The organism is Actinoplanes sp. NPDC026670 (assembly GCF_040638175.1).
Taxonomy (GTDB): Bacteria; Actinomycetota; Actinomycetes; order Mycobacteriales; family Micromonosporaceae; genus Actinoplanes.
On sequence record NZ_JBEZXU010000044.1, the window covers coordinates 13,831 to 39,946 of the forward strand.

Consider the following 26,116-nt stretch of genomic DNA (forward strand, 5'->3'; position numbering starts at 1 on the left):
CTCTAGGCTGCGGGGAGGAATGTGAGGGGAGAACAAGGGTGCAACCGTTCCGGATCTTCAGGATCACCGCGATCGCCGAGGCCTTCTCGTGGACCGGCCTGCTCGTCGGGATGTACCTGAAATACGTCACGGAGACCACCGAGGCCGGGGTGTGGCTGTTCGGCCGTCTGCACGGCGCCCTGTTCATCGCCTACCTGGTCGCCACACTGTGGGTGGCCCGGGCCGAGCGCTGGTCGCTGTGGCGGGTGCTGTTCGGTCTGGCGGCGTCGATCCCGCCGCTCACCACGCTGATCTTCGAGCGCTGGGTGGCCAGGCGCCGCCCGGCGGCGGAACCAGCGGCCGCCACCGCCTGAGTTCCGCCGGCGGTGGGGGCGTGTCTGCCGACGCGCCCCCACCCGTCATCCGACCGCGATGCAAATTGACCGCGATTTATTTGACCGCGATCGGGTTCACCGGGGAGCCGACCGCGCCGGTGATCGGGAGCGGGGCCGCGGTCAGCCAGAACTCGAAGACGCCGTCCTGAGCGCAGTCGGCGGCGAGGGCGTCCAGGTCCCACATCTCGCCCAGGAACAGGCCGATGTGCGGGATCGCCACCTGGTGCAACGGCTGGAACGCGTCGTCGAACTCGTTCGGCCGCACCTCGAAACCCCAGGTGTCGGTGGCGATCGCGGCGATCTCGGTCCGGTGCAGCCAGTCGGCGGTGGTGAACGACAGGCCGGGGGCGGGGCCGCCGGCGTAGTCACCCCAGCCGTCGCGCCGGGCCCGGGCGAGCTGCCCGGTGCGTACCAGAACGATGTCGCCTCTCCCGATCGCGACGCCCTGTTCTGCCGCGGTGGCGACCAGGTGCGACTCGGTGATCGCGAAACCGTCGGGCAGGTCACCGAAATCCAGCAGCACCCCACGGCCGGCGATCACGTCGGCGACCGTCTCGATGCCGGTGAACCCGTCACCGAGGCTGGTCACCACGTCGGCGGCCCGGCGGCCGTTCCAGGCGTAGCCGTGGTCGAAGATGTGGCCCAGCCCGTCCCACTGGGTGGAGCACTGCAACGGCATCGCGATCACGTCGTCGGCGCCGCCGATGCCGTGCGGGAAACCCTGCACGCCGGCGGCCGCGTCGGTGCCGGTGTCGAGCATCGTGTGCACCGGGTTGGTGCGGCGCCGCCAGCCCTTCTGCGGGCCGTTCGCGTCGAACGACTGCGACAGCGAGAACGACACCCCACGCCGCACCAGCGCCGCGGCCTCCGCACGCTTCGCCGGGGTCAGGAAGTTCATGGTTCCGCGTACGTCGTCCGCGCCCCAGCGGCCCCAGTTGGAGCAGCGTTCGGCGGCCGCGGCGATGGCGCCCTCCGGGTCGGCCCGGGAGAACATCGAAGGGCCGGCCCCGGACGACATCGAAGGCTCAGTCCTGGAGGACATCGAGAACCCAGTCGGCGATGTACGTCTGGACGTGCGCGAAGTGGTCGAGGCCGATGTGCTCCGCCCCGCCCTCGGCCGCGGTGAAGATCCGCAGCTCACGCCGGGGCGAGTGGACCGCCTGCCGGTAGGAGCGGTGCGCATACTCCAGGGGGATCTGCCTGTCGTTCTCGCCGTGGCAGATCAGGAACGGCACGGTGATCTTCTCGACCACGCCGTCGAGGCTGACCGCCTCGGCCTTGGCGATGAACGTGTCCAGGTCGTCCTCGCCCCACACCCAGAGCACGTGGTCCCAGTAGTGCGGGACCGGGTTCTCCCCCTCGCGTTCCAGCCGGCGTTTCTGCACGGCGCCCCAATCGTGGTTGGCGCCCCAGGCCACACAGAGCGCGAGCCGCTTCTCGAACGCCGCCGCGCGTGGCGCGTAGTAGCCGCCGAGCGACCAGCCGACCAGCCCGATCTTCCCGGCCACGACATCGTCCCTGGTCAGCAGGTAGTCGACGCACGCCGCAGCCCAGTCCTCGGTCTCGACGCGCGCGGTCAGCCCGAGGAACCGCAGCGCCTCCCCGCTGCCCGGACAGTCGACCATCAGCGTGTTGATGCCCCGGGCGGCCAGTTCGTGCGCGAAGCCCGACGCGTACATGTGCTCCTTGGTGGAATCGAGCCCGTTCCACAGGATGATCGTCGGCGCGGGGGAATCCGAGGCCTTCGTGAAGTACGCCGGCAGCAGCGCGCCCTCGAAGGGGATCGCCACGCGGGTGGTCGCCGGGTCGATCAGGTCGAACGCCTTCTGCTGGAGGTCGAGAAGACGCTGATAGAACGCCTTCCGGTCGGGCGACTTGGCGCTCTGCATCCGCTCGGCCTGGGCGAGGTAGTTGGTGGCCCGCTGATACTTCTGCCCGGCGGTCCGGGTGTGCCCGGCCGCCTCGTCCGCGGACGCCTGCGACGCCAGATCCTCGGCCACCGCGGCCCAGGACGCCATGAACTCCCTGGTCCCGACGTCGGCACCCTGGGCGGCCAGCTCCTTGATCGGCCGGCAGGCCCGGTCCACCTCGTCGATCAGGCCACCGCTGTTCAGGGTGGCGACGACGCCCAGGTTCCAGACGTAGTTGCCCGGGAAGTACTCGAACATTCAGTGCTGCCTTTCTGCGCGCGCCCGTGCCGCATCGCGGCGCCGGACGCGGGGAAGATCAACGGTGGGGGGTGCGGAGACGACCTGGTTGGTGAGGCTGCCGATGCCCTCGACGGTCAGCGTCACCACGTCGCCGTCCACCAGCGGGGGCGGATCCTGGCGGCCGTTACGGCCCCACAGCTCGGCCAGGCAGCCGCCGTTGCCGACGGTGCCTGACCCGAACAGGTCACCGGGCTCGACCGGTGCGTCCCGGGCGGCGTAGGCGATCATCGTCTCGAAGGTCCAGCCCATGTTGCTGAGCAGGTCCCGGCCGACCTCGGCGCCGTTCACCTCGGCCGTGCACCACAGGTCGAGGAAGCCGTCGGCGTCCCGGGCCGGTTCCAGGTCGTCGGCGGTGACGATCCACGGGCCGAGGCTGCTCGCGAAGTCCTTGCCCTTGGCCGGTCCGAGCCGCACCTGCATCTCACGGCCCTGCAGGTCACGGGCCGACCAGTCGTTGAAGACGGTGTAGCCGAAGACGGCCCGGCCGGGCCCGGCGATCGCGGCGACCTCCAGCTCGAAGTCACGGGCCACCGACGCGGCCGGGAACGGGATGTCGTCACCGGGGCCGTAGATCGCGTGCGGGTTGGTGAAGTAGAAGGTGGGCGCGTCATACCAGGCGTCCGGGACTCCGGCCGAGCCGTCGATGCTGCGCCGCACGCCGTCCACGTGCTCCTCGAACGCGACGAAGTCACGGAACGAGGCAGGTTTCAGCGGGGCGAGCAGACGGACCTCGGCGAGCGGCACGGTCTGCGCCACGTCGAGCCGGTACGCCGCGCCGACCCCGGCGGCGACGATCGCCTCCATCGCCGGGCCGCCCGCGAACACCCGTACCGCATCGTCCTCGATCCTGCCGGTCTTGATCTTGCCCGCGTGCTGGAAACGTGCGAGGCGCATGTCCGGAGGTCCTCTCCTCAGACCGGCGGGGCGACGAAGACGCCGCGGTCGACGTCGTTGAAGGACTGCTTGGCGACGAACTCGTTCATCGGGTTCGCGGTCCCCCACTGGTCACTGACCGTGGGGTCGGAGAAGTCGTAGATGTGCGGGTGCCACGTGTCCTCATCGAGTTCCTCCAGCTCGGTGGTGTACTCGATGGTGTTCCCGTGCGGGTCGAGGAAGTAGCTGAACGTGTTGTTCCCGGCCATGTGCCGGCCCGGTCCCCACACCTTCTCGACGCCGCCGCGCAGCAGCCGGCCGGTGCCGCGCATGTACTCGTCGATGCCGCGCATCTCGAACGACGCGTGGTGCAGGGCGACGTGCGGGCCGCGCGCGACGGCGAGGCTGTGGTGCCAGCGGTTGGTCCGCATGAACCACATCATCTCGCCCATCCGCGGGTGCATCAGGGTGTCCGAGAGAGCGAAGTTCAGATGCTCGCTGTAGAAGGCGACGGTCGCCTCCGGGTTCGGCGAGTTGATCACCACGTGCGAGAGCTTGACCGGGACGGCCTCGCCTTCGGCCACCTTCCGGTGCTGCCGGGCGGCCACGTCGCAGGACACCTCGACGGTACGGCCGTCGATGTCGAAGAAGCGGAAGCCGTACCCGCCGCCCGGGGTCTGCAGTTGATCCGGCTCGTTGATCAGGGTGACCCCGGAACGGCCGAGACGTTCGGCGAGCGCGTCGACGTCGGTCCGGCTCGCGGCGCCGAAGGCGATCAGGTCGAGCCGCTTCTCGGCGGCCTTGCGCAGCCGCACCGAGTACTGCTCGGGGGAGCCGGCGGCGGCCAGGAAGGCGAGGCCCTCGTCGGTGGTCTCGGCGTCCAGGCCCCACATGTTCGTGTAGAACTCGAGCTGCCGGTGGTAGTCCGGGACGGCCAGGTCGACGTGGCGCAGGTGGGTGATGAGGCGTTCGTCGTTCATCGACATTCCTTTCACGCGGGCGTGGCGACCAGGTGCGCGATCCGGGCCATCAGGCCGGGCACGTCGCCGCGCTCGTGGGCGAGCTGCCAGCGGGTCAGTTGCAGGGAGGCCTCGACGACCGTCCTCGCGCGGTCGAGGCGGCGGGCGGTGAACTCCTGCCAGAGGGATTCGGTGAGCTCGTCGTCGCGCAGCAGCAGCTCGGCCAGCACCGACGCGTCCTCCAGGGCCTGGGCGGCGCCCTGGGCCAGGGTGGGCGGGCAGCTGTGCGCGGCGTCGCCGATCAGGACCACGTTCCCGCGGTTCCAGGGGCCGTCGATGATGTGGCTCTCGAAGGCGGTGTAGTTGACCCGGGCCGGGTCGGTCAGGTTCTCCCGGATCTCGTCCCACGGCCCGTGGTAGGCGGCGGCCAGCTCCCGCATCGTGGCCAGGGCCTCCTCCGGGGACAGGCCGGCCCGGTCCTGCACGTCCTCGACCAGATAGGCGTAGAGGGTGTCCTCGCCGGTCGGGCAGTACCCGGCGATGTAGGCGGGCCCGCCGTAGAACAGGTCGGTCCGGGTCACGCTCGCCGGCCGTTTCGTGAACGTGCGCCAGATGCCCATGCCGACCGGCTGCGGCTCGACGTCGATGCCGAGCTGCCGGCGGGTCCACGAACGCAGCCCGTCCGCGCCGATCACCAGGTCGTATTGCGCCGTGAGGTCGCCGAGGGAGGCCGGCCTGGTGTTGAACCGCACCGTCACGCCGGCTTCCCGGGCACGCTCGATCAGGATCTTCGCGAGCGCCGGCCGGTACATCCCGAGTGTCGCGGGCAGGTCCTCGCCACCGGTGCGGATGTCGGTGAGCTCGGCGATCAGGGTGCCGGCCGGGTCCGGGGCGCGCAGGCCGAGCGTGTCGAACTCGTACCCCTCGGCCTTGATCTTCCCCCACACGCCGAGCTGCCGGAGCACCCGCAGCGCGTTGCCCTGGAGGGTGATGCCGGAGCCGAGGACGGCCACATCGGGTTTCAGGTCGACCAGCTCGACCGTGACGCCGCCCTCGGCGAGCAGGATCGCCACAGCAGCGCCCGCGGCGCCGCCACCGACGACCAGAACATTACGAACTGCCGGCACGGCGGTTTCCCTTCTGTTTCCCCTGTGACTGGGACCACTGTCGCGTGCCGTCGGGTCATCAGGGAACCTCGAGTTGGTGATCGCAGCCATAGGCCCGGCTTATAGTGTCGGGATGGCCGTCGACCGGGTGCTGGCGAACCTCGATCTCAACCTGCTGCTCACCCTCGACGCCCTGCTCCGGGAGCGGAACGTGACACGGACCGCGGAACGGCTCGGGGTCAGCCAGCCGGCCGTGAGCGGCGCGCTCAGCCGGTTACGGCGCCACTTCGGTGATCAGCTGCTGGTCCGGGTCGGCAACCGGTACGACCTGACCCCGCTCGCCACCCGGGTCGCCGCGCTCACCGGGCCCGCGCTGGCCGGGGTGCGCCGGGTCTTCGACGCGACCGCCGAGTTCGATCCGTCCGGACTGGACCGGGAGTTCACCATCGTCAGCTCCGACTACGCGGCGACGATCCTCGCGCCACTGATCGCGCGGCGGTTCGCGGCCCAGGCGCCGGGCGCCCGGCTGCGGTTGCAGCAGACCACGCCGTACGCGGTCGACCACGCCGCCGACACCCTGCGCAGCGCCGACGGGCTGATCATCCCGCACGGTTTCGTCACCGGGCTGCCCTATCTGGACCTGTACGCCGACCGCTGGGTGTGCGTGGTCTCCGCCGACCATCCCGACGTCGGCGACGAGCTCACCATGGACCAGCTCGCCGAACTGCCCTGGGTGGTGATCTTCGACCGGCCGACCGCGTTCGCCCCGGCGTCCCGGCAGCTGCGGATGCTCGGCATCGAGGCCCGGGTCGAGGTCGTCGTCGACGGGTTCGCGCAGATGCCGTTCCTGGTCGCCGGCACCCGCCGGGTCGCCCTGTTGCAGGAACGGCTGGCCCGGCTGGTCGCCCCGGTCGCCGGGATCCGGATCCTGGACTGCCCGTTCGACGTCGTCCCGGTGGCCGAGGCGTTCTGGTGGAACCCGATGTTCCGCAACGACCCGGCCCACATGTGGCTGCGTGACGTGCTGCTCTCCGCGGCCGCCGAGCTGCGCCCATCAGCTTGAGTTATAGCCCTCATCAGCGGATCCGTCTTCCGCTGATGGTTGGCGTCCGCACATAGTCAGAGCCCACCGTGTGACCTGGACCACTGATTATGAAGGGCCGTCCATGCCCGCTGTTCTGGAAAGGCGAGCCGGTCTGCCGCAGCTCGTCCTGCTGCTCGCCGGCAGCTGCCTGTCCGTCCTCGGCGCCGTCCTCATCGCGCCCGTGCTGCCGCAGATGACCGACCACTTCGCCGACGTGGCCGGCGCCGACGTGCTGGTGCCGATCGTGCTCACCGTCCCGGCGCTGATCATCGGCCTGACCGCGCCGTTCGCCGGCTTCATCGCCGACCGCATCGACCGCAAACGGGTGCTGATCATCGCCCTGGCCGGCTACACGATCTTCGGGACCGCTCCGCTCTACCTCGACACCCTCGGGGCGATCATCGGCAGCCGGGTCCTCGTCGGACTCTGCGAAGCCGCGATCATGACCTGCTGCACGACCCTGATCGCCGACTACTGGTCCGGGCCGCGCCGCAGCCGGTACCTCGGCCTCCAGACCCTGCTCGCCTCCGTCTCGGCGACCGTGTTCCTCGGCATCGGCGGGGCGCTGGGCTCGTCCGGATGGCGCACCCCGTTCTGGCTCTACCTGGTGGCGATCGTGCTGGCCGTACCCATGGCGCTGTTGATCTGGCAGCCCGCCTCCACCGTCGAGAAGACCGCGCTCCCGCCGGTCCCGTGGCGCCGCCTGGGTGTGCCGTGCCTGGTCACGCTGGCCGGCGGCATCGTCTTCTACGCCCTCATCGTGGAACTGTCGTTCGTCCTCGACGAAGCCGGCGTCACCGCCACCGCCACCATCGGCGCGCTCAGCGCCCTGATGTCCCTCGCCACCGCTCTCGCCGCCGGCTCGTTCGCGAAACTGTCCGGCCGTACCCCGCGTGAGCTGCTGCCGGTCGCGTTCGGGCTCGCCGCCGCCGGGTTCCTGGTCATCTGGTCCAACGGCGCCGTCCCGGTGATCACGGTGGGCGCGGTCCTCACCGGCGCCGGCACCGGCCTGCTGCTTCCGGTCCTGCTCACCTGGGCCACCAACGGGCTGTCGTTCGCCGAACGCGGCCGGGGCACCGGGCTCTGGACCGGCACCCTGTTCATCGGCGAATTCCTGTCACCGGTCCTGATCACGGGGCTGTCCGGCGCCTTCGGCGGCCTCCGGCCGGCGCTCGGCGTCCTCGGCGTCCTCGCGGCGATCCTCGCCGCCGCGTCGCTCGCCATCGTCCCCCGCAGTGCGGCCCCGCTCAACGTCACCCACGACTGACAATCCGGTCCCGCTTCCCTCATCGGGTACGGCCACCCGCCCCGAAGCATCCACGCCGCCCCCGGAGCCGTGGCCACCCCAGACCGCGAGCCGTCGCTGAACGCGGTATTCCGCGCCGCTTTCCCGCGGTGAGCGACGGCTCGCGGGCCCGGCCGTCGCTCGCACCTCTCGCCTGCCCGGATGCCGTGCCCAGCAACGGCCCAGACCGCCAGCCGTCGCTCACCGCGGGAAAGCGCGCCGCATACCCGCCGTAGGCGACGGCTCCCGGTCCCAGCCGTCGCCCACCGCCGGAAAGCGCACCGCATAACCGCCGTAGGCGACGGCTCCCGGTCCCAGCCGTCGCCCACCGCCGGAAAGCGCACCGCATAACCGCCGTAGGCGACGGCTCCCGGTCCCGGCCGTCGCTCACCGCGGGAAAGCGTGCGGGATAACCGCCGTAGGCGACGGCTGGTGGTCTGGGGTCAGGTCAGGGACAGGGCTGTGGTGGGCAGGGGGCGGGCGGAACCGTAGGACGTGCCGGCACGGTCTCTCTCCAGCCAGCCGGACTCCACGAGCATCCGGCGCACGGCTGCCACGTCGTCGGCGGCGCGGGCGATCCGGTCGTTCACCTCGGACTCGGTCAGGACGCCGTCGACCGCGATGAAGCGGGCGAACAGTTCGGCCATCTGCTGGGCCCGCTCGCTCAGCGTGGGCGGCAGGCTCTTCAGGCGGCCGTGCGCGAAGAACGACTTGAGCTGCGGGTACTCGGACAGCAGCGGGCCGACCGGCTGGACCCGGTCGAGGGCCTGGGCGGCCTCACGCAGCACCCCGTCACGAACCCGGTAATAACCGTTGCCGGTGCCGGTCGCCACCCCCGCACCCACCAGGCGGCCGAGCAGTTCAGCGGCCTCGGTCTGGGGAACATCCAGGTGGATCGACATCTCGAAGATGGTCACGCCGTCCTTGCCGTGGCGCGCCAGCTCGGCGAAGGCCCGGCAGCGAACCGGGTGGGACAGCAGCATCAGCAGGCCGGCGGCGTGCGCGGCTTCAACGGACATCCCCTCACCGTAGGCACGGCCACCGCCGGGAGCACCCGAATTTCACATTGACTTAACTCGATCGATCAAGCAGGCTGTGGCCAGCACTGCCGCCGGAGCCACGCGGCGCGCGCAAGCCTGGGCAGCTTCCGCGCACATCCACCGCAGGCGGGCCGTTCATGTCGACGGCCCCGAGCTCAGGAGTGCTGAGTTCAGATGCTCAAACCCGTACGCATCAAATTGTTGATCTCTGCTGTGGTCGCGGCCCTGGCCGCGTCGATGGCTCTGCTCGCCGTGCACAGCGGCCCGGCGGCCGCCCACGGCAACGTCGTCAGTCCGGCCTCCCGCAACTACGGCTGCTGGGAACGCTGGGGATCGCGGTTCCAGGACCCGGTCATGGCGACCGAGGACCCGATGTGCTGGCAGGCCTGGCAGGCCAACCCGAACGCCATGTGGAACTGGAACGGCCTGTTCCGGGAGGGCGTGGCCGGCCAGCACGAGACCGTCATCCCGGACGGTCAGCTGTGCAGCGCCGGGCACACCGAGAGCGGGCGTTACAACGCCATGGACGTGGTCGGCGACTGGAAGGCCACTTCGCTCGGCAACTCGTTCACCGTCTCGCTGTTCGACGGGGCCCGGCACGGCGCCGACTACATCCGGGTCTACGTGACGAAGGCCGGCTACAACCCGGTCACCACCGCGCTGAAGTGGTCGGATCTGGAACTCATCAAGACGGTTCCGAACACTCCCGCCGCACAGTGGACCCAGCAGCTGTCCAACGGTGTGCAGATCGACATCCCGGCGAGCGTGTCCGGGCGGTCCGGCCGCGCCATGATCTACACGATCTGGCAGGCCAGCCACCTCGACCAGTCGTACTACTTCTGCAGCGACGTGAACTTCGGCGGCACCACCACACCGTCGCCGTCGAACCCGTCGTCCCCCTCCCCCTCCAACCCGCCCTCCCCCTCGAACTCACCGTCCACGTCGGTCTCGCCCAGCACCTCGAACCCGCCGGTCAACGGCTCCTGCGCCGCCACCCACGCGGTGACCTCGCAGTGGTCCGGTGGCTTCCAGGGTGAGATCAAGGTGACCGCGGGCAGCGCCGCAATCAAGAGCTGGACGGTGACCCTCACCTACCCGGGCACGCCCCCGATCGCGCAGGCCTGGAACGCGACGCTGACCACCAACGGCAACACGGTCGTGGCGACGAATGTGTCGTACAACGGCAGCGTGGCGGCCGGCGCCAGCACGAGCTTCGGATTCCTCGGCTCGGGTACCGCGTCGACGCCCACGATCACCTGCGCCGCCACTACCTGACATCTCCCCTCATCGGTTCATTTTTGTTACAGTGCGATTAAGTGGGAGCGCTCCCAATTCCCACGTCGTCCCCCATCGCAGAACGGAGGCATAAATCCCCCGCGTGGCACGGCTCCGTCCACGCAGTGCCTCTCCACTGGGGAACGAGGTAGCCCCGCCTCGGTCCCCGAAACCTCCGCCCCACGGAGGAGCAATTCCAGCCCTGGTCCCCGCCGGGGCTGAGCGCACAGGCAGCGGCACCGATCGCCGGCACCCTCCGGCCCCGGTGCCGCTGCCCCGCCATGCCCGGACACCGGCTGGGGGGCCCCCCCCGGGGGGCCCCGGGCCCCCGCGGACATGCGGGTCACGGCGGCACCGGTCCGGCTAGCTCGCGGTGGCTGCCGCCGCGGCACGACCGGCGGCTCGGCCCGAGAAGAGGCAGCCGCCGAGGAACGTACCCTCCAAGGATCGGTAACCGTGCACACCGCCTCCGCCGAAGCCCGCCGCCTCGCCCGCCGCGTAGAGGCCGGGGATCGGGCTGCCGGAGGCGCCCAGGACCTGGCCCTGCAGGTTGGTCTGGAGGCCGCCGAGCGTCTTCCGGGTCAGGACGTTGAGGCGGACCGCGACCAGCCCTTCCGACTCCGAGCCGAGGATCTTGTGTGCCGAGGCGGTCCGGCCGAGGACGTCACCGGGGTACGACAGCGCATTGCGGATGCCCTGGACCTGGGCGTCCTTGCTGTACGAGTTGTCGATCTCCCGGTCCCGGGCCTCGATCTGCCGTTTCAGGCCGTCCAGGCTGATCAGATTCGACCCGGTGAGCCGGTTCATGCCGGTGACCAGCTCGGGGAGAGTGGCCGCCTTCACGAAGTCGGCGCCGTACTGCTGGAACTTCTGGATCGGCTCCGGGGTCTGCCAGACGCGGCTCAGCAGCAGCCAGATGTTCTTGCCGGTGAGGTCCGGGTTCTGTTCGGAGCCGGAGAGCGCGAACTCCTTGTCGACGATCTTCTGCGTGGTGACGAACCACGAGTAGTCGTAGCCGCTCGCGGTGATCGACCCGAGCGTGTGCAGGGTGTCGTAGCCGGGCCAGTCCGGCGCCTGGAAACGCTTGCCGGTGGCGTCGAACCACATCGACGACGGGCCGGGCAGGATCCGGATGCCGTGACCGGGCCAGATCGGGTCCCAGTTGCGCAGGCCTTCGGTGTAGTGCCACATCCGGTCCGGGTTGACGATCCGCCCGCCGGCGTTGGCGGTGATCCCCAGCATCCGGCCGTCGACGTGCGCGGGCACCCCGGTGACCATGGTGCTGGGCGCCTTACCGAGCCGGGCCGGCCAGTTCTGCCGGATCAGGTCGTGGTTGGCGCCGATCCCGCCGGACGCCACGATCACCACAGGCGCTTTCAGTTCGAAGTCGCCGACTGTGGTACGCGACGACGACTTCCCACGAGCAGCGGTGCTTGCCTCGAGGATCTTGCCGCGTACGCCGGTGACCGCCCCGTTGGTGACGACGAGCTCGTCGACCCGGTGCCGGAACTTGAACACCACCTTCCCGGCGGCGACCCCGGCCCGCACCTTCTTCTCGAACGGCTCGACGACGGCCGGCCCGGTCCCCCACGTGACGTGGAAACGCGGAACCGAGTTGCCGTGCCCGTCGGCGACGCCGCCACCGCGCTCGGCCCAGCCCACCATCGGGAACCACTGCATGCCGAGCCCGGCCAGCCAGGACCGTTTCTCCCCGGCGGCGAACTGCACGTAGGCCTGCGCCCACTTGTACGCCCAGTAGTCCTGACCGGCCGGGTCGTCGATGCCGCGGTCGAATCCTGCGGTGCCCAGCCAGTCCTGCCACGCCAGGTCGTAGGTGTCCTTGACGCCCATCAGCCGCTGCTCGTCGGAGTTGACGAAGAACAGCCCACCGAACGACCAGTACGCCTGCCCGCCGAGGTTCGCCTCGTTCTCCTGGTCGAGCAGCAGCACCTTACGCCCGGCGGCGACCAGCTCGGACGTGGCGACCAGTCCGGCCAGGCCGTGCCCGACCACGATGACGTCGGCGTCGGCCGCCGCGGCCGCCCCGAACGCGGGCAGCCCGCCTGCTTGGGCGATCGCCGCGCCGGCCACCACCCCACCCGCCACGCCGATCGCCTGGCGGCGGCTGACCTGGGGAGATCTCGCCTGCTCCACTATTCCTCCGTCAACAATTCGTCGATTCCGGCCTGTTTTGCAGCGACCGGCTCTTCGGTCGCCGGCTTCTCGGTGGCGCGCTCCTCATCGGTCCACGCGAACGCCAGCGCTCCGCCGGTGAGGGCGAGGAGCAGGCCGATGATGAAGCCGCCCATGTTGGAGGTGATGAAGGAGGCGAGGGCACAGATCATGGCGATCAGCGAGTAGAACAGCCGCTGCGCCGGGTTGAACCAGAGGAGCAGGCCACACAGGATGATCACGATCGGGATCAGGTACCCGATGAAGTTCTGCATGCCGACGTGCAGCACCACACCCAGCGGCGCCCACACGGTCGCCATGATCTCGGCGCCGCCGAGCAGCACGAACAGCCCTCCCCAGAAGGGCCGTCCGTGCCGCCAGCGGGGCTTGCGCACCTTGAGGCCGGGTTCGGCCATCCTCAGCAGCCGTTCGAGGAGAAGGACATGCTCAGGTTGGGCAGGTAGAACCGGACGGCCGTGGTGGCCCAGTTGTTCTGGCGCAGGTTGGTCAGGGTGACCTCTTCGGCTTCCTGGCCGAAGACGCCGATGCCGCCGGTCCGGCCGGGCACCTGGGTCAGGGTGCTGGCGTCCTTGGCGATGTCGATCTTCTTGAAGTCGGCATTGGCACTGATCATGTCGGAGTCGACGACGAGGGTGTCAGCCTTGACTTTGTTGGTCGCGCTGCCTGCGGTGAGCCTGAGATGGGTGCCGCCGAGGTCGATGCTCTGGCACAGGCCGTCCAGTTCGGCGTCCCGGATGGCGGAGACGATCACCAGCACCTGCTCGCCGTTCGCCTCCCCGTTCGGGCTGCCCGGCGCCATGTTGTCGATCTCGGCGTACTGCGCGAAGCCGTACCCGTGGAGTTTGGGCGAGGTGACGGTGAACGGCATGCCGGAGATCGAGAAGGACACCGCCAGGACACCCTGGCCGGTGAGCAGGACCAGACCTGTGGTGGCGATCAGGCCACCGGCCATCACCGTGGCGAAACGGCGCCAGCGGGTACGGCCGAACGGGGTGGAGGACATGCGCGCTCCTTATGCGGGCACAGACGATCGCCACCGGTGCGGACACTGCGGATGCCGCCCGGCGGGATCCCTATTGGGAAACCTCGATGGATTTCGGCGAAGTTACGCCCCAGTAACACGGCCCGTCAAGCCCAGGAACCCGCTTTCCCGTCAGTGAAAAACCTCGTCGGTATCTGACGCGGCGCAGGGCGCCACCACCCGCTCCCCCACAGCCGGTAACTCCAGCTCGGCGGAGGCGGCGTCGCGCCCCACGAACGGGGCGATCATGAAGTAGCTGAGCATCGGCAGCAGATCCGGCAGCCGGTCCACCCGGCCGGTCGAGACGTAGCCGTAGATGGTGGCGTAGACCCCGCCGACCACGGTGTCGACCAGGCCCTCCGGAACCGGCGGGGCGTCGGCGAAGAACCTGGTGAACCGGCCGAGCAGCTCGGTGCGCTTCTCCCGGGCCAGGGTCCCGGCCGCGTCGATCTCGACGATCGCCATCGCGGCGAACGCCGGCACGCTGGCCAGCACGTCCAGCAGCACCTTGAGCGCGGCCCGCACTCCGCTGCGCCAGTCGGGCTCGGCCGCGTACGCCTCGTCCATCAGCCGCAGCACCACGCCGGTGCCGTGCCGGTAGGTGTCCAGGAACGCGTCCTCCTTGCCGGCGAACAGCGCGTAGAACGCCGGGCGGGTCACCCCGGCCGCGGTGCAGATGTCGCTGACCCGGGCGTTGGCGTAGCCCTTCTCGGCGACCGTGTGCACCAGCGCGTCGTAGAGGCGTTCGCGCTGCGTGGCGGCCACCGCCTCGGGTGTCATCGACCGCGGGCCACGTTTGATCGCCCGGGACGGGTCACGGCCCGCGCGTGCGCCCGGAAGCGGGCTGATTACCGGATTCGTCATCGCTGTTCCTCAATGTCTTGACATGACATACCGCGGAGGTTTCTCATACCGGGGAGACACCGACCTCGATGGTTCCCCCAGTATCACCCGTACTTCAATCCCCCGGAACGCTGCGGAAACGGCCGGGCCACCTCGTCCTCACCAGAAGGAAGGGTGGCGCCCATGCGCGCCTCACGACTCGTTTCCGCACTCACTGCTCTTCTTCTCATCGGCACCGCCGGTCCGGCCTCCGCCGCAGCACCAGGCGGGGCATACGCCGGTCTCGACGAATGCCCACTCACCTCGGCCGTCATGATGGACCCGGCGAACCTGCAGGTGGGGTGCGTCCGGTCGGTCACCAACGGCGGCAGCATCGCCATCGGCTCCAACGTCGTCGAGTTCGACAGCCCGATCACCGTCCAGTTCGGGGTCTACTGGCCGGCGTCCGCCCCGGTCCGGGAATTCCCGGACGGCAGCGTCGCCAACGTCTACTCGACGGTCCTCGCTGCGGGCGGAAAGACGCTGGTGGCCCAGCCGCTCGAAGTCGTCATCCCCGGTCTGATCAACTTCCTGCCCGGCGTGACCAGCGTGTTCGCGCAGGTCGAGCTGGCCGGGCCGATCACCGAGTTCATCCCGCTGGCCACCGGCGCGAACACCCCGGTCTTCGTGCTGCCGATCAAGCTCAAGCTCAAGAACGCGCTCTTCGGCAACCGCTGCTACATCGGCTCGGACACCAACCCGATCCGGTTCCAGCCGACCACCGGCACCACCAGCCCGCCCGCGCCGAACGGGCCGGTCACCGGCGACCCCGGAACCCTGAACATCGTCGCCGACCCGAACGGCTACCAGACCCTCGGAGTCGGATTCACCGGCGCCACCCTCGTCGACAACTCGTACGCCGTACCGAAGGCAACAGGTTGTGGCCTGATCCCGGGCAGCCTCGACTGGATCATCAACCTGGCGTTCGGCCTGCCCTCCGCGGCCGGCCGCAACGCCGTCACGTTCAGCGGCAACGACACCGCCTTCGCCGTCTCCCCCAGCCTCGAAGATCTCAACCAGGCGCTTGCCGCCTCCTAGGAAAGGTGCACCCCCATGCACAAGTCCCGCATCATCGCCGCCGCTCTCGCCGGCGCCACCGCCGTCCTGATGGTCGGCGCCCCGGCCCTGGCCGACGACGCCACCGTGCTGACCAGCGAGAGCCTGGCCGGCCCGGCCGTCGCCGTCGGTGACACCATCTCGGCCGGCATCGCCACCGGAACGCAGGCGGTCTTCGCCTCCGCCCCGGCCGGCGCCAACGGCATGAAGTGCACGGCGTCGAGCTTCAGCGCCGTCGTCAACGACAACCCGGCCGCCCCCGGAGCGGCAGTGCTCGGGTCCACTCTGGGCCTGTCCGGCTGCACGGTGACCGGCATCATCGGTGTGCTCGGCGTCAACAGCGTGTCGATCAACAACCAGCCGTACGCCACCACGACCGCCAGCGACGGCACGGTGACGGTCTCCGGCACCGACACCGCGCCGATCTCGGCGACCCTCGTGCTGCGTACCCTGCTCGGCACGGTGACCTGTAGTTTCGTCGCCAACGGCAACGCCATCAGCGGTGTCTCCAGCAACACCGACAACTCGATCGCGTTCACCGACCAGCAGTTCAACAAGAGCAGCGGCCCGGCCGCCTGCATCGCGAACGCCTACTTCACCGCGAAGTACACGCCGGTGTCGACCTCGGCCGGCGCCCTGGTGTTCGTGAACTGACGACCCCCTCGAGAAGGGCCCGCGGGCGGGGGACGCCCGCGGGCCCTCACAGTCGGGCGTCAGTTGCGGTAGCGGAACGAGATCCGGCCGCGGCTCAGGTCATAAGGGCTGAGCTCGACCAGCACCCGGTCGAACGGCAGCACCCGGATCCGGTTCTTGCGCATCTTGCCACTGATGTGCGCCAGCACCTGGTGACCGTTCTTCAGCTCGACCCGGAACGTGGCGTTGCGCAGGCATTCGAGGACCCTTCCCTCGAGCGAGATCTCGGATGACATCAGCGCAGCACCAACTCGAGATTGCTGCTCTCACGCCGGGCGCCGAATCCGTCGAACAGTGCGAGTGCCGCCGTGTTCGACTGGTTGACCTCGGCCGACACCGACGCCTGCCCGGCCCGGTGGGCGGCCCCGAGCACCTCGGCCAGCAGCGCCCGCCCGATGCCGCGGCGACGGTGGTCGGCCCGTACCGCGATCAGCCCGATCCGCGGCCGGCGCGGCAACGGCACCACCCGGACCATGCCGACGTAGCTGCTGTCGGCGACGGCTACGGCGTACCGCGAAGGGTCGTGCATGTCGAAGATCTCGGCGGGCATGTTGTGCCAGCCGATCGTCGCCTCGATCTCCGAACGAACCACCCGGTCCAGGTCACGCAGCGGCGCATCCTCGGCCGAACCGACCGGCCGGATCGTGACGCCGGACGAGGGGAAGACGCCGGCCGGCACGACCAGTTCCCATTCGCGGCGGCGCGGCCCGAACCCGAACTGCTCCCACTGCGCCAGCAGATCCAGGTCGTCCTCGTCGACCACGGTGTACAGCGGTTTCGGCAGCGTGGGCAGCATCGCCCCGGCCAGCCGGTCGAAGACCGCGCCGTGCCACGCGTCGATGCTCAGGAAGCTGCGGCCGTCCGGCCTGAGCCACACCTCGCCGCGCCCGACGACCTGATCGTCGTCGAGGGCATGCCAGTGCCGCTCCGAGATACGAGTGATTTCCGCAGATTGCATAGGTATCGCCTTTCACCGGATGTGCTCCCGGCGACACCTACGTCATTCGCCGACCGTGACGGTATGGGGAGCACCCATCGTTACAACGTCCACGATGCTCACCCCCTTCATGCAGTGCCACGGTCGACGGCACGCTATCCCCGCACCGGCGAGTCTGTCCAACTGATTAATCCGTCGATCAGCCGGTCGATCTCCTCGACCGTGTTGTAGGGCGCCAGACCGACCCGCAACGCCGCGTCCAGCTTCAGCGCCACGAACGGCTCATACGCATAGAAAGACCCGGCCGGAGCCAGGACGTCCAGCGATGCGAGATGGGCCTGGCCCGCCCGGGCGTCCCGGCCCGCAAAATTCATCAACAACGTGGGAGTACGGTCCACCGCTCCCGAATACAGCGTGACAACGTCGCCCAGCCCTCGTAGGCCCGCTTCCAGGCGCTGCCGCAGCGCAGTCTCGTGCTCGTGCACCGAGGCCAGCGAGGACGCCAGCCGCTCCCGCCGGGTCACCCCGTCCCCCGGATCGATCGCGGCCAGGAAGTCGACGGCCGCGGTGGCCCCGGCCAGCATCTCGTAGGGCAGAGTCCCGAATTCGAACCGCTCCGGAACCACATCGGTCGACGGCACGAGCTTGTCCGGCCGGATCGTCTCCAGCAACTCGGGCGCCGCGGCAAGCACCCCGCAGTGCGGCCCGAGGAACTTGTAGGGCGAACACACGAACAGGTCCGCCCCGAGCGCCGCCACGTCCACGAGCCGGTGGGCGGCGTAGTGCACCCCGTCCACGTAGAGCAGCGCCCCCACCTCGTGCACGAGGTCAGCGATCCGCCGCAGCGGAGGCACCGTCCCGAGCACGTTGGACGCGGCGGTGACCGCGACGAGCCGGGTCCGCTCGGACAGCGCCCGCTCCAGCGACCCGAGATCGAACTCCCCGCTGCCGGTGTCGAAGTCCGCCCCCCGCACCGTGACCCCGGCCCGCTCGGCAGCCTGCACCCACGGCCGCACATTGCTGTCGTGGTCGAGCCGGCTGACCACGATCTCGTCCCCTGCCCGCCACTGTTTGGCCAGATGCCGCGAGAAGTCATAGGTGAGCTGGGTGGCGCTGCGCCCGTGCACGATCCCCCGGGCGTCGACCCCGAGCAGGTCGGCATAGGCACTACGGAACTCACCGACCGCCCGCTCCGCGTTGAGCTCGGAGGAGCTGACCACCCCGCGGTTGGACAGCGGCCCGGTCAGGGTGGCGGCGATCGCCTCGGCCACCGCCCGCGGCGTCTGTGTCCCACCGGGCCCGTCAAAGAACGCAAGCCCACTGTCAAGCGCCGGAAACTGTGCCCGCAGGGCAGCAACATCAAAGCTCACACCCCCACCCTCGCACAGCCACCCCCAACCACCAGCCGTCGCCCACACCCGGAATCCGCACCCCATTCCCGCCGCCAGCGACGGCCGGCCGCCACACCACAAACCCCAGCCGTCGCCCACACCTGCTATCCCCACCCCAAAACCACCACCAACGACGGCCGACCGCCCGGGCTGCGGTGCCTTTGGAACCCCGCATGGCGCGCCTGCGGTGCGAACTGCGCCGAAAGACGGCACGGTGAGCGTCGCAGGCGCGGGGTTGGGGCTACTGGGTGATCTGGTTCCGGCCGGAGCCGCCGTCGATCCGGTCCTGGCCCGGGCCGCCGACGATCCGGTCGTCGCCGGTGCCGCCGCTGATCGCGTCGTTGCCGGCCTGGCCGGCGATCCGGTCGTGGCCCGCGCCGCCGGTGATGACATCGCCGGCGTCCGGGACGTCGTTGTCGGCGACACCGCCGTAGATCACGTCGTTGCCTGTTTGTCCGTTCAGCCGGTCGCGGCCCTGCCAACCCTGGAGGATGTCGACGCCGTTGCCGCCGTAGATGTAGTCGTCGCCGGTGTAGCCGTGGAGCAGGTCGTCGCCGTCACCGCCGAACACGGTGTCGTTGCCAACGCCGGCGTGCACCTCGTCGTTGCCGGAGCCGCCCTCGATCCAGTCGTGGCCGGCGCGGCCTTCGAACCAGTCGTTGCCCTCGCCGCCGTCGAGGATGTCGTTGCCTTCCCGGCCGATGAGGTAGTCCCGGCCGGCTCCACCGTAGAGCTGGTCCCGGCCGGCGCCCCCGGCCAGCGTGTCGGTCCCGGCGCCGCCGACGGCGATCAACGGGATCGCGGTCCGGTTGTCGATCTGGTCGTTCAGGTCACCGAGCGTGACACTGACCGCGCCCGGCTTACCAGGGGTGACGCAGACGACCCGGGTCGGGTCACCGGTGGCCTGGCCACAGCCCGGTCCGGGGTGGACGGCATTACGGTCGTCGATGGTCACATACCGCCCGGAGACGGTGATGACCACGAAGTTGGCCTGGCCCGGCGCCGCGGCGAACCGCACTGCGCTGCCCCACACGTTGGCGGTGGCGAAGGTGGCCGCCTGCGCGGGCGTGGCCAGAAGGCTGACGGTGCCGGCGGCGGCCAGAACTGCGGCGGCCAGCGCCCGGCGGTTGAACGAGAACATGAATCTCCCCATGATCGGTTCTCTGAAAAGCGGCGTCGGTGACCGCTGCCGGGAATCCTATGAGGACCGCTGAGCTGCTCTTTCTCACGAATTCGTGTCACGCCCCGATGTCAGGCGCCGGTCGCCACCCGGTAACCGGCCGCACACCGGACGGCCACCCGCCACAGCGGCCAGATCTGGTGATCCTCGGTCCACCTGGGCTGGAACCTGGTCCAGGCCACCTGGATTGGACCGATTGCTCCAGGCCACCTGGGCTGGCCTGCCTGGTCCGGTCCGACGGGAACGCGGTGCTTGCTCGAACGACGACGGGAGCACACATTTGCGCGATCGTGGGCTTTGGTCGTTGCGATAGCGATGATGCGCGTCCACGCAACGCTCATCGTGCGACCGGACCTACGCGGTGGCGAGGATGAACGCACACGGTCGGCGAACGTGTGCGTTCGTCGTCGTCCCGGCCAATGGTGCGCGGTCAGGGCTTTCCGCGTTCCGTCAGCCACGCTGACAGCAATGATCGGCGTGGTAATCCCGGGTTCGAATCAGACCGCAGACATCCACACCGACCACGACGCTCGACAACGTGCCGACCCCAGGCTCGAACCAGACCACAGACATCCACACCGACCACGACGCTCGACAACGTGCCGACCCCAGGCTCGAACCAGACCACAGACATCCACATCGGCCACGAGGCTCGGCAGCGTGGTGACTTGTGGCCTGATTTGAGCCGCGGGTTTCCAACTGGCGGTCAGGCGGACTCTCGGATCACCAACGTCGGCTGGAAGATCACCGAGCGTGGTGAGCGGCCCGGGTTGTCGATGTGCGCGATCAGGAGCTGGGCCATCTCGGCGGCCATCTCCTCGACCGGCTGCCGGACGGTGGTCAGCAGCGGGCGGCATTCGAGGGCGGCGCTGCTGTCGTCGAACCCGACGACCGCCACGTCGTCGGGCACTCGGCGGCCCCGGTCCTGGAGCGCCCGCAACGCCCCCTCGGCCATCAGGTCGCTGGCCACGAACAGGCCGTCAAGGTCCGGGTACTGGTCGAGGAGCCGGTGCGCGGCTGCCTCCCCGCCGACCCGGGTGAAGTCACCGATCTCAACCGGGATCGAGCCGCCGGCCCAGGACGAACCGGCTCCAGCCGAAGCGAAAAGGGCGCCAGCCGAGGAAGAAGAGGCTCCTGCCGAAGTAAGGAGGACGTCGGCCGAAGGAGAAAACGGGCCGCCCGAAGGAGAAGCAGCGCCAGAAGTAGATGAGGGGCCGGCGGAGGGAGAAGCGGCTCCGGCCGAAGTGAAGAGGGCGTCGGCCGAAGGAGAAGGGGCACCTGCCGAAGGATAAAACGGGCCGGCCGAAGGAGAAGCGGCGCCAGTAGAAGAAGCGGGGCCGGCCGAGGGAGAAGCGGGGCCGGCCGAGGCAGAAGCGGGGCCGGCCGAGGCAGAAGAGGCGCCGGCCGAAGAAGGGCCGGCTGGAGGAGAGAAGGCGGCCTCGCGGAAGGCGTCGAGCCGGTCGGCGCCGGCCGGGATGTCCAGCGGCCCGCTGATCGTGGCGAGACGCCGGCAGCCGCGGCCGAGCAGGTGGGCGGCCGCGAGGCGGGCGCCGAACCGCTGGTCGACGTCGACGTAGCTGACCGGCAGCGGGCCCGACGGCCGGGACGCCAGCACCGCCGGGATGCCGAGCGAGTGGACCTGGGCGGGCAGCGGGTCGTCCTCACTGCTGCTGATCAGCAGCACCCCGTCGACGTGGCCCTGGCGCAGATAGCGGACGACCTGGTGATGGTCGGCGGAGTCGGTCGGGACGACCACGAGATGTACGTCGTGCGGCCGCAGCGCCCCGGTCGCGCCCGCGGTGACCCGGCCGAAGTACGGGTCGGTGAAGATCCGGTTGAGGAACGAGTGGTCGTCGGGCCGGTCGGGTTCGCTGATCACCAGGGCCACCGAGTTCGACCGGCGGGTGACCAGGCTGCGGGCGGCGACGTTCGGCACGTACCCGGTCTGCGTGATCGCCCGCTGGACCGCGTCGCGGATGCCCGGCGCCACCGACGCCGCGTTGTTGATCACCCGGGAGACGGTGGCCCGGGAGACGCCGGCCGCGGCGGCCACCTGATCCATCGTGGGATGGTGACCGCCGCGTCCAGATTTCGAGCTCATGACCTGATGTTGTATCAGGGCCGTCCGTTGGTTCCGCACTTGATGATGGGTCGGATGCAGTCGTTCACCCGGCGGGCCATCTCCTCGACCGGCCACGCGTTGAAGAAGTCGCCGTGCATCGTGTATCCGCCGCCGGAGGCGAGCCGCAGCCGGGCCGGGTCACCGGAGACCGGGTAGCGCATGACCTGCCGCAGTTTGGGCACCACGACCGGGTGGCTGGCCGGGCATGCGTTGCCGACCGGGTACGCCATGTGGCTCTTGTGGTCGGCGGAGTCCAGGTCGCGGCCGTTCCAGCAGTGCGGGAAGTCGAGGTACGACTCCAGCATCGTGCCGGACGGGCAGTTGACGAAGTCGGGTGACGAGCCGACGTGCCCGGCGTGCAGGCACGACCAGCGGGAGATGGTGTTGTCGGCCGGGCCGGTGGCCTTGGCGTTGCCGGCCACGATGCGCAGGCCGAGCGGCAGCGGCTGGGTCTGTGCGATCAGGTCGTCGCGTACGCCTTCACCGAGGTAGTAGAAGATCCCGGTGACCGGTTCGACCGGCTGGTTGTCCTGGTAGAGGGTGGGAATCCAGTACGAGGACTTGTCGATCGACGGGTTGCAGTTGCTGTTGGCGTTGAGCAGCGTGTCGACCGTGCTGAACGCGTTGGTGTTGGTGGCGCCGAAGAAGCTGTGCATGTGCGAGGCGCCGGGCAGGCCGGGGAAGATGATCGGGTCGTCCGGCAGGCGGTGGCTGAACGGGCAGTCGGCCAGGAACTCGGCGACCCGCACCGCGCCGGGCGGGATGGTCGGCGTGGTGGTGCCGCCGGTGCCGTAGACCTGGAACTCGGTGAGCGAGACCCCCCACTGGGTGGCCCGCACGGTGGTCTCCAGGCGCACGTAGCGACCGGTGCCGGTGACGTTGATCGACTGCTGGCCGCCGGCGCCGGTGGTGGTGCTGTAGACGGTGGTCCAGCTGGACCCGTTGGCCGAGGTCCGCAGGCTGAAGCTGCGGGCGTACGCGGCCTCCCAGTTCAGCGTGACCGAGGTGATGGTGGCGCTGGCGCCGAGGTCGACCTGTAGCCACTGCGGGTCGCTGAACGCGCTGGACCAGCGGGTGCCGAGGTTGCCGTCGACGGCGTTGGCGGCGGGGAAGGCGGCCGACTCGGTGGACGAGGCGGTGGCGGCGTTGCCTTGGGAGAGGAGGGTGTCGGCGGCGCTCGCCTGGCCACCGAGGGCGATGACCGAGGTGGCGAGCAGGGCGCCGATTCCGGCTAGGGAGAACAGACGGCGTCTCATGGGCGGGGGCTCCTGGAGAGGGGGAACGACGCTGTGAAAGCGCTCTATTGGACGCCACTGTGAACTGGCCGTAAGGAGCTGTCAATGCACTGGAAACATCGGGGAAGCGCTTCCCCAGCCGCTTTCCGAGGCATAGACCCAGCTCAGTGGGCCAACACTCAAAAAGCGGCCGGGGAAGTTCCGGAACCTCAGGCCCGGTAGATGCCGAATTCGTAGAGCGAGTAGCCGTACGCGGTGGCCCGGGTCGTGCCGTTGATCCGGACGTAGCGTCCGGAGCCGGCGACCGTCAGCTCGTCGAAGCCGCCGTCACCGGCTGTGGTGGTGTTGATCGTCCGCCAGTTGTTGCCGTCGTCGGAGGCCTGCACGGTGTACGCCTTCGCGTACGCCGCCTCCCACGCCAGCCGCACCCGGTTGAACGACTGCACCGAACCGAGGTCGACCTGCAGCCACGCCGTGTCCACCCATTCGCTGGCCCAGCGGGTGCCGTAGTCGCCGTCGACCGCGTAGGACGGCAGCTGCGGCCCGTTCGTGCCGGTCGGCTGGTAGCTGGACGCGGTCACCGGACGGCCGCGGGACAGCTCGGTGCCGGGCGCGGGCGGCGGCACGACCTTGAACGACCGCTGCTCGATGCCCACGTTGCCGTGGCCGTCGTAGGCGTACACGTAGATCTTCCAGACGCCCAGGGTCTCGGGCGCCCGTACCGTGAAAGTGCCGTTGCCGGTCTGGCTGAAAGCCAGATGCCGCAGCCCACGGTTGCCGTTGATGTGCTTGTCGCCGGCCATCAGGTTGTAGCGGATCAGGTCGCCCTGCGGGTCGGTCGCGGTGGCCGACACGGTGAACGTGCCGCCGGCCGGGACCGCGGTCTGCGAGCCGACGGTCATCGCGGTGATCTCCGGCGGGGTGTTCGGGGCGGGCTGCCCGGTGTACGCCTGCCGCATCGCGTGGTAGCCGAGCCGCCGCCAGAAGCCGGTGGTGGTGTTGAGCCACACGCCGCCGAAGTCGTTCTCGATGCCGTAGTGGAACTCGGTCGCGCCGAGCGCCACTCCCGGGTGTCCCTTGATAGCGTTCCAGCTGTACGTGTACCCGGCCTTCTTGGCCAGGTCGGACGGCTCGTTGGGCACCCCGTTGACGTCGTTGGGCACCTCCCACTCCCCCGACGGCCCGCCCTCGGTGAGGATGTACGGCTTGGTGTAGCCGCCCGCGATCCAGTCCCGCTTGACCGTGTCGATCGCGCCGTACGAGTTGACCGCGAGCAGGTCCAGAGCCGGCGAGTACGGCTTGTAGTAGGTCCACGCGTGGGTGTAGGCGTCGGTCGAGGTGACCGGGTGGTTCGGGTCGGCGGCGTGGATGGCCTCGGTGACCTCGTTGACGAACCGGGCGTACGCCACCCGCCGCGCCTCGACCACGTCGGCGGCCAGCCCGTAGTTCTGCATCTCCAGGATGACCTCGTTGCCGACGTCCCAGAGCAGCACCCCGGACCGGCCCTTGAGCTCGTTGACCTTGGCGACGATCTCGGCCTTGACCGCGGTCTTGTAGGCGGTGTCGTTGACGTAGTCGGCGCCGTGGTTGAGCCACAACCCGACGACCACCTTGATGCCGTGCCGGGCCGCGGTGTCCAGCAGCAGCGGGGTGCTGGCGTCCGGTCCCCAGATGCGGATCGTGTTGACGCCCATGTTCTTCAGGTCGCGCATGTACCCGTCGGCGGCGCCCTGCGGCGGGCCGTAGGTCATGCCCTTGATCTCCCATGGGCTGCCGTTGACGGTTAGCTGCCAGTTGCCCTGCGAGCCGGTGACCCGGACGACGCTGGGCCCGGCCGGGACCGGCGGGTCGTTCATCGCCGGCGCCGCGGTCTTCACCGAGCGGGCCACGGTGACCGAGTCGACGCTGAGGGTGCCGCCGGAGGTGGTGTCGGCGGTCGGCGTGGTCGAGCCGGCGATCGCGTTCGGCAGCGAGCCGCCGATCGCGAGGTCGAAGCGCAGGTAGAAGCCGTGGTGCACGGCTGCCTGCCAGGCCGCGACGCCGACCTGCGACTCGCGGACCACCCAGGTCTGCCGGCCGTCCAGGTAGAACCGGATCTCCTCGTCGGTCAGGGTCCGGTCGATGATCTGGGTGTACTCGTGGTAGCCGCTCTGGCAGCCGACGCACGACGCGAACCCGGAGGACCGGCCGTCGTACTCGTTGCACACCCCGCCCGGCGCGGTGCCGCAGTGCAGCGTCTGGGAGAGCTGGTCGCGGCCGTTGACACCGGTCATGATGTCGGTCTCGCCGACGCCCGGCCAGTTGTTGAAGTTGCCACGGTAGGCGGCGCCGGTGGCCCGGAAGCCCGGCCAGTAACCGGCACCGTTGGCGACCCCCGGCTGCTTCAGCACGGCGGTGAACTTCAGCAGCTCACCGGGCTGCGGGTTGAAGTCGGCGCGCTGGGTCTCGATCCGGCCCGAGGTCCAATTGCCGGCGCCGTCCCGGATCGCCTTGATGTTGAGCCTGCCCGCGCCGTCGAGCGAGACGTTGGCGGTGGAGTTGCTGGCGGTCTCGACCGAGCCGGTGCCCCAGTTGGCGGCGCCGCCCGGGTACTGGGTGCCGGTGCGCAGCAGCCAGTTCGACGCGTTCGGGCTGGTGCCGGCCGCGCCGTCGAAGGTGTCGGTCCAGATCGTGGTGAACTCGTCGTTCACCGGGCCGCTGTCGCCGCCGAAGACCTGAAACTCCCACAGCGAGTAGCCGTAGCCGGTGCCGCGCTGGGTGCCGTACATCCGCACGTAGCGGCCGGTGCCGCTGACCGTGTGCGTCTCGGTGCCTCCGGCACCATTGCTCACGCTCTTGACGGTGGTCCAGGCGTTGCCGTCGGCTGAGATCTGGATGTCGTACGCGCGACCGAACGCGCCCTCCCACTGGAGTACGACACGGGTGATCGCCACGGACGAGCCGAGGTCGACCTGGATCCACTGCGGGTCGGCGAACGCGCTGGACCAGCGGGTGCCGGTGTTGCCGTCGAAGGCGAGTGCCGGGCTGTATCCGGGGCCGGCGACCTCCTGTGAGGACGCGGTGGCCGGCTTGCCTTGCGACAGCAGCGTCTCGGCCGCTCCGGCGGCGGACGGGACGCCCAGGGTCGCGGCGACGAGCGCGATGAGTAGGAGCAGCCGTCTATACATGATCACACCAATACCTCAGCGGGGACGGAAAGC

At 69.8% G+C, this 26,116-nt stretch carries 23 protein-coding genes; 6 read left to right on the forward strand and 17 right to left on the reverse strand.

The window, feature by feature from the left end; all coding sequences use genetic code 11:
• Positions 1–38: 38 nt before the first annotated feature.
• Positions 39–353 (forward strand): DUF3817 domain-containing protein, encoded by a 315-nt coding sequence (locus AB0E94_RS34280; protein WP_360335110.1) that lies wholly within the window; start codon positions 39–41, stop codon positions 351–353.
• Positions 354–429: 76 nt separating this feature from the next.
• Here the strand turns inward: AB0E94_RS34280 and AB0E94_RS34285 are convergent, their stop codons facing one another.
• Genes AB0E94_RS34285 through AB0E94_RS34305 form a run of 5 tightly spaced genes read right to left on the reverse strand, consistent with a single transcriptional unit; the run spans position 430 to position 5,543 of the window.
• The gene (locus AB0E94_RS34285) at positions 430–1,392 is read right to left on the reverse strand and encodes a cyclase family protein (protein ID WP_360335112.1); all 963 of its coding nucleotides are present in this window, start codon (positions 1,390–1,392) and stop codon (positions 430–432) included.
• Between the two features lie 7 nt (positions 1,393–1,399).
• Positions 1,400–2,542, reverse strand: a complete 1,143-nt coding sequence (locus tag AB0E94_RS34290) for an alpha/beta fold hydrolase (protein ID WP_360335114.1) — start codon at positions 2,540–2,542, stop codon at positions 1,400–1,402.
• A complete protein-coding gene (locus AB0E94_RS34295) occupies positions 2,543–3,478 on the reverse strand; it encodes a fumarylacetoacetate hydrolase family protein (protein ID WP_360335116.1) in 936 nt (311 codons plus the stop codon).
• 17 nt (positions 3,479–3,495) lie between these two features.
• On the reverse strand, positions 3,496–4,437 hold the full coding sequence (locus tag AB0E94_RS34300; protein ID WP_360335118.1) for a VOC family protein: 942 nt from the start codon (positions 4,435–4,437) through the stop codon (positions 3,496–3,498).
• 11 nt (positions 4,438–4,448) lie between these two features.
• Entirely contained in the window at positions 4,449–5,543 is a 1,095-nt protein-coding gene (locus AB0E94_RS34305; RefSeq protein ID WP_360335120.1) for an FAD-dependent monooxygenase, read from the reverse strand.
• A gap of 112 nt (positions 5,544–5,655) precedes the next feature.
• Here AB0E94_RS34305 and AB0E94_RS34310 point away from each other — a divergent pair, with 112 nt between their 5' ends.
• Positions 5,656–6,585: a LysR family transcriptional regulator gene (locus AB0E94_RS34310; RefSeq protein WP_360335122.1), complete on the forward strand. Its 930-nt coding sequence runs from the start codon at positions 5,656–5,658 to the stop codon at positions 6,583–6,585.
• A 103-nt stretch (positions 6,586–6,688) separates the two neighbouring features.
• Entirely contained in the window at positions 6,689–7,873 is a 1,185-nt protein-coding gene (locus tag AB0E94_RS34315) for an MFS transporter (protein WP_360335124.1), read from the forward strand.
• 461 nt (positions 7,874–8,334) lie between these two features.
• Here the strand turns inward: AB0E94_RS34315 and AB0E94_RS34320 are convergent, their stop codons facing one another.
• Positions 8,335–8,910 carry a DUF2087 domain-containing protein gene (locus AB0E94_RS34320; protein WP_360335126.1) on the reverse strand — a complete coding sequence of 192 codons (576 nt, stop codon included), beginning with the start codon at positions 8,908–8,910 and terminating at the stop codon, positions 8,335–8,337.
• A 195-nt stretch (positions 8,911–9,105) separates the two neighbouring features.
• Between AB0E94_RS34320 and AB0E94_RS34325 the strand changes: the two genes are divergently transcribed.
• Entirely contained in the window at positions 9,106–10,206 is a 1,101-nt protein-coding gene (locus AB0E94_RS34325; protein WP_360335128.1) for a lytic polysaccharide monooxygenase, read from the forward strand.
• Between the two features lie 363 nt (positions 10,207–10,569).
• Here AB0E94_RS34325 and AB0E94_RS34330 read toward each other — a convergent pair whose 3' ends face one another.
• From AB0E94_RS34330 to AB0E94_RS34345, 4 genes are all read right to left on the reverse strand, one after another.
• Entirely contained in the window at positions 10,570–12,264 is a 1,695-nt protein-coding gene (locus tag AB0E94_RS34330; RefSeq protein ID WP_360335236.1) for an FAD-binding dehydrogenase, read from the reverse strand.
• Between the two features lie 95 nt (positions 12,265–12,359).
• Entirely contained in the window at positions 12,360–12,794 is a 435-nt protein-coding gene (locus tag AB0E94_RS34335; RefSeq protein ID WP_360335130.1) for a DUF6114 domain-containing protein, read from the reverse strand.
• 2 nt (positions 12,795–12,796) lie between these two features.
• Positions 12,797–13,402, reverse strand: coding sequence for a DUF6230 family protein (locus AB0E94_RS34340; protein ID WP_360335132.1), 606 nt, complete (start codon positions 13,400–13,402; stop codon positions 12,797–12,799).
• A 150-nt stretch (positions 13,403–13,552) separates the two neighbouring features.
• On the reverse strand, positions 13,553–14,284 hold the full coding sequence (locus AB0E94_RS34345; RefSeq protein WP_360335134.1) for a TetR/AcrR family transcriptional regulator: 732 nt from the start codon (positions 14,282–14,284) through the stop codon (positions 13,553–13,555).
• 162 nt (positions 14,285–14,446) lie between these two features.
• Here AB0E94_RS34345 and AB0E94_RS34350 point away from each other — a divergent pair, with 162 nt between their 5' ends.
• Together AB0E94_RS34350 and AB0E94_RS34355 are read left to right on the forward strand one after the other, a co-directional pair.
• Entirely contained in the window at positions 14,447–15,340 is an 894-nt protein-coding gene (locus AB0E94_RS34350; RefSeq protein WP_360335136.1) for a hypothetical protein, read from the forward strand.
• Positions 15,341–15,355: 15 nt separating this feature from the next.
• Positions 15,356–16,012 (forward strand): Tat pathway signal sequence domain protein, encoded by a 657-nt coding sequence (locus AB0E94_RS34355; protein ID WP_360335138.1) that lies wholly within the window; start codon positions 15,356–15,358, stop codon positions 16,010–16,012.
• A 59-nt stretch (positions 16,013–16,071) separates the two neighbouring features.
• Here AB0E94_RS34355 and infA read toward each other — a convergent pair whose 3' ends face one another.
• From infA to AB0E94_RS34390, 7 genes are all read right to left on the reverse strand, one after another.
• Complete coding sequence (gene infA / locus AB0E94_RS34360) at positions 16,072–16,287, reverse strand: translation initiation factor IF-1 (RefSeq protein ID WP_360335140.1); 216 nt, start codon at positions 16,285–16,287, stop codon at positions 16,072–16,074.
• Positions 16,287–17,009 carry a GNAT family N-acetyltransferase gene (locus AB0E94_RS34365; protein ID WP_360335142.1) on the reverse strand — a complete coding sequence of 241 codons (723 nt, stop codon included), beginning with the start codon at positions 17,007–17,009 and terminating at the stop codon, positions 16,287–16,289. Before AB0E94_RS34365 ends, infA begins: the two co-directional genes overlap by 1 nt.
• Positions 17,010–17,143: 134 nt before the next feature.
• A complete protein-coding gene (locus tag AB0E94_RS34370; protein ID WP_360335144.1) occupies positions 17,144–18,406 on the reverse strand; it encodes a cysteine desulfurase-like protein in 1,263 nt (420 codons plus the stop codon).
• A gap of 214 nt (positions 18,407–18,620) precedes the next feature.
• Positions 18,621–19,532, reverse strand: a complete 912-nt coding sequence (locus tag AB0E94_RS34375; protein ID WP_360335146.1) for a hypothetical protein — start codon at positions 19,530–19,532, stop codon at positions 18,621–18,623.
• A gap of 733 nt (positions 19,533–20,265) precedes the next feature.
• Complete coding sequence (locus AB0E94_RS34380; RefSeq protein ID WP_360335148.1) at positions 20,266–21,621, reverse strand: LacI family DNA-binding transcriptional regulator; 1,356 nt, start codon at positions 21,619–21,621, stop codon at positions 20,266–20,268.
• Positions 21,622–21,674: 53 nt separating this feature from the next.
• Complete coding sequence (locus AB0E94_RS34385; protein ID WP_360335150.1) at positions 21,675–22,937, reverse strand: DUF1996 domain-containing protein; 1,263 nt, start codon at positions 22,935–22,937, stop codon at positions 21,675–21,677.
• A 188-nt stretch (positions 22,938–23,125) separates the two neighbouring features.
• Positions 23,126–26,083, reverse strand: coding sequence for a discoidin domain-containing protein (locus tag AB0E94_RS34390; RefSeq protein ID WP_360335153.1), 2,958 nt, complete (start codon positions 26,081–26,083; stop codon positions 23,126–23,128).
• Positions 26,084–26,116 lie beyond the last annotated feature (33 nt).

Bases quoted from the DNA above. Each gene is read 5' to 3' on its own strand.
- AB0E94_RS34285 (WP_360335112.1), bottom strand. From the start codon at position 1,392: ATGTCGTCCGGGGCCGGCCCTTCGATGTTCTCCCGGGCCGACCCGGAG.
- AB0E94_RS34290 (WP_360335114.1), bottom strand. From the start codon at position 2,542: ATGTTCGAGTACTTCCCGGGCAACTACGTCTGGAACCTGGGCGTCGTC.
- AB0E94_RS34295 (WP_360335116.1), bottom strand. From the start codon at position 3,478: ATGCGCCTCGCACGTTTCCAGCACGCGGGCAAGATCAAGACCGGCAGG.
- AB0E94_RS34300 (WP_360335118.1), bottom strand. From the start codon at position 4,437: ATGAACGACGAACGCCTCATCACCCACCTGCGCCACGTCGACCTGGCC.
- AB0E94_RS34310 (WP_360335122.1), top strand. From the start codon at position 5,656: ATGGCCGTCGACCGGGTGCTGGCGAACCTCGATCTCAACCTGCTGCTC.
- AB0E94_RS34315 (WP_360335124.1), top strand. From the start codon at position 6,689: ATGCCCGCTGTTCTGGAAAGGCGAGCCGGTCTGCCGCAGCTCGTCCTG.
- AB0E94_RS34320 (WP_360335126.1), bottom strand. From the start codon at position 8,910: ATGTCCGTTGAAGCCGCGCACGCCGCCGGCCTGCTGATGCTGCTGTCC.
- AB0E94_RS34325 (WP_360335128.1), top strand. From the start codon at position 9,106: ATGCTCAAACCCGTACGCATCAAATTGTTGATCTCTGCTGTGGTCGCG.
- AB0E94_RS34335 (WP_360335130.1), bottom strand. From the start codon at position 12,794: ATGGCCGAACCCGGCCTCAAGGTGCGCAAGCCCCGCTGGCGGCACGGA.
- AB0E94_RS34340 (WP_360335132.1), bottom strand. From the start codon at position 13,402: ATGTCCTCCACCCCGTTCGGCCGTACCCGCTGGCGCCGTTTCGCCACG.
- AB0E94_RS34345 (WP_360335134.1), bottom strand. From the start codon at position 14,284: ATGACGAATCCGGTAATCAGCCCGCTTCCGGGCGCACGCGCGGGCCGT.
- AB0E94_RS34350 (WP_360335136.1), top strand. From the start codon at position 14,447: ATGCGCGCCTCACGACTCGTTTCCGCACTCACTGCTCTTCTTCTCATC.
- AB0E94_RS34355 (WP_360335138.1), top strand. From the start codon at position 15,356: ATGCACAAGTCCCGCATCATCGCCGCCGCTCTCGCCGGCGCCACCGCC.
- infA (WP_360335140.1), bottom strand. From the start codon at position 16,287: ATGTCATCCGAGATCTCGCTCGAGGGAAGGGTCCTCGAATGCCTGCGC.
- AB0E94_RS34365 (WP_360335142.1), bottom strand. From the start codon at position 17,009: ATGCAATCTGCGGAAATCACTCGTATCTCGGAGCGGCACTGGCATGCC.
- AB0E94_RS34375 (WP_360335146.1), bottom strand. From the start codon at position 19,532: ATGGGGAGATTCATGTTCTCGTTCAACCGCCGGGCGCTGGCCGCCGCA.
- AB0E94_RS34380 (WP_360335148.1), bottom strand. From the start codon at position 21,621: ATGGATCAGGTGGCCGCCGCGGCCGGCGTCTCCCGGGCCACCGTCTCC.
- AB0E94_RS34385 (WP_360335150.1), bottom strand. From the start codon at position 22,937: ATGAGACGCCGTCTGTTCTCCCTAGCCGGAATCGGCGCCCTGCTCGCC.
- AB0E94_RS34390 (WP_360335153.1), bottom strand. From the start codon at position 26,083: ATGTATAGACGGCTGCTCCTACTCATCGCGCTCGTCGCCGCGACCCTG.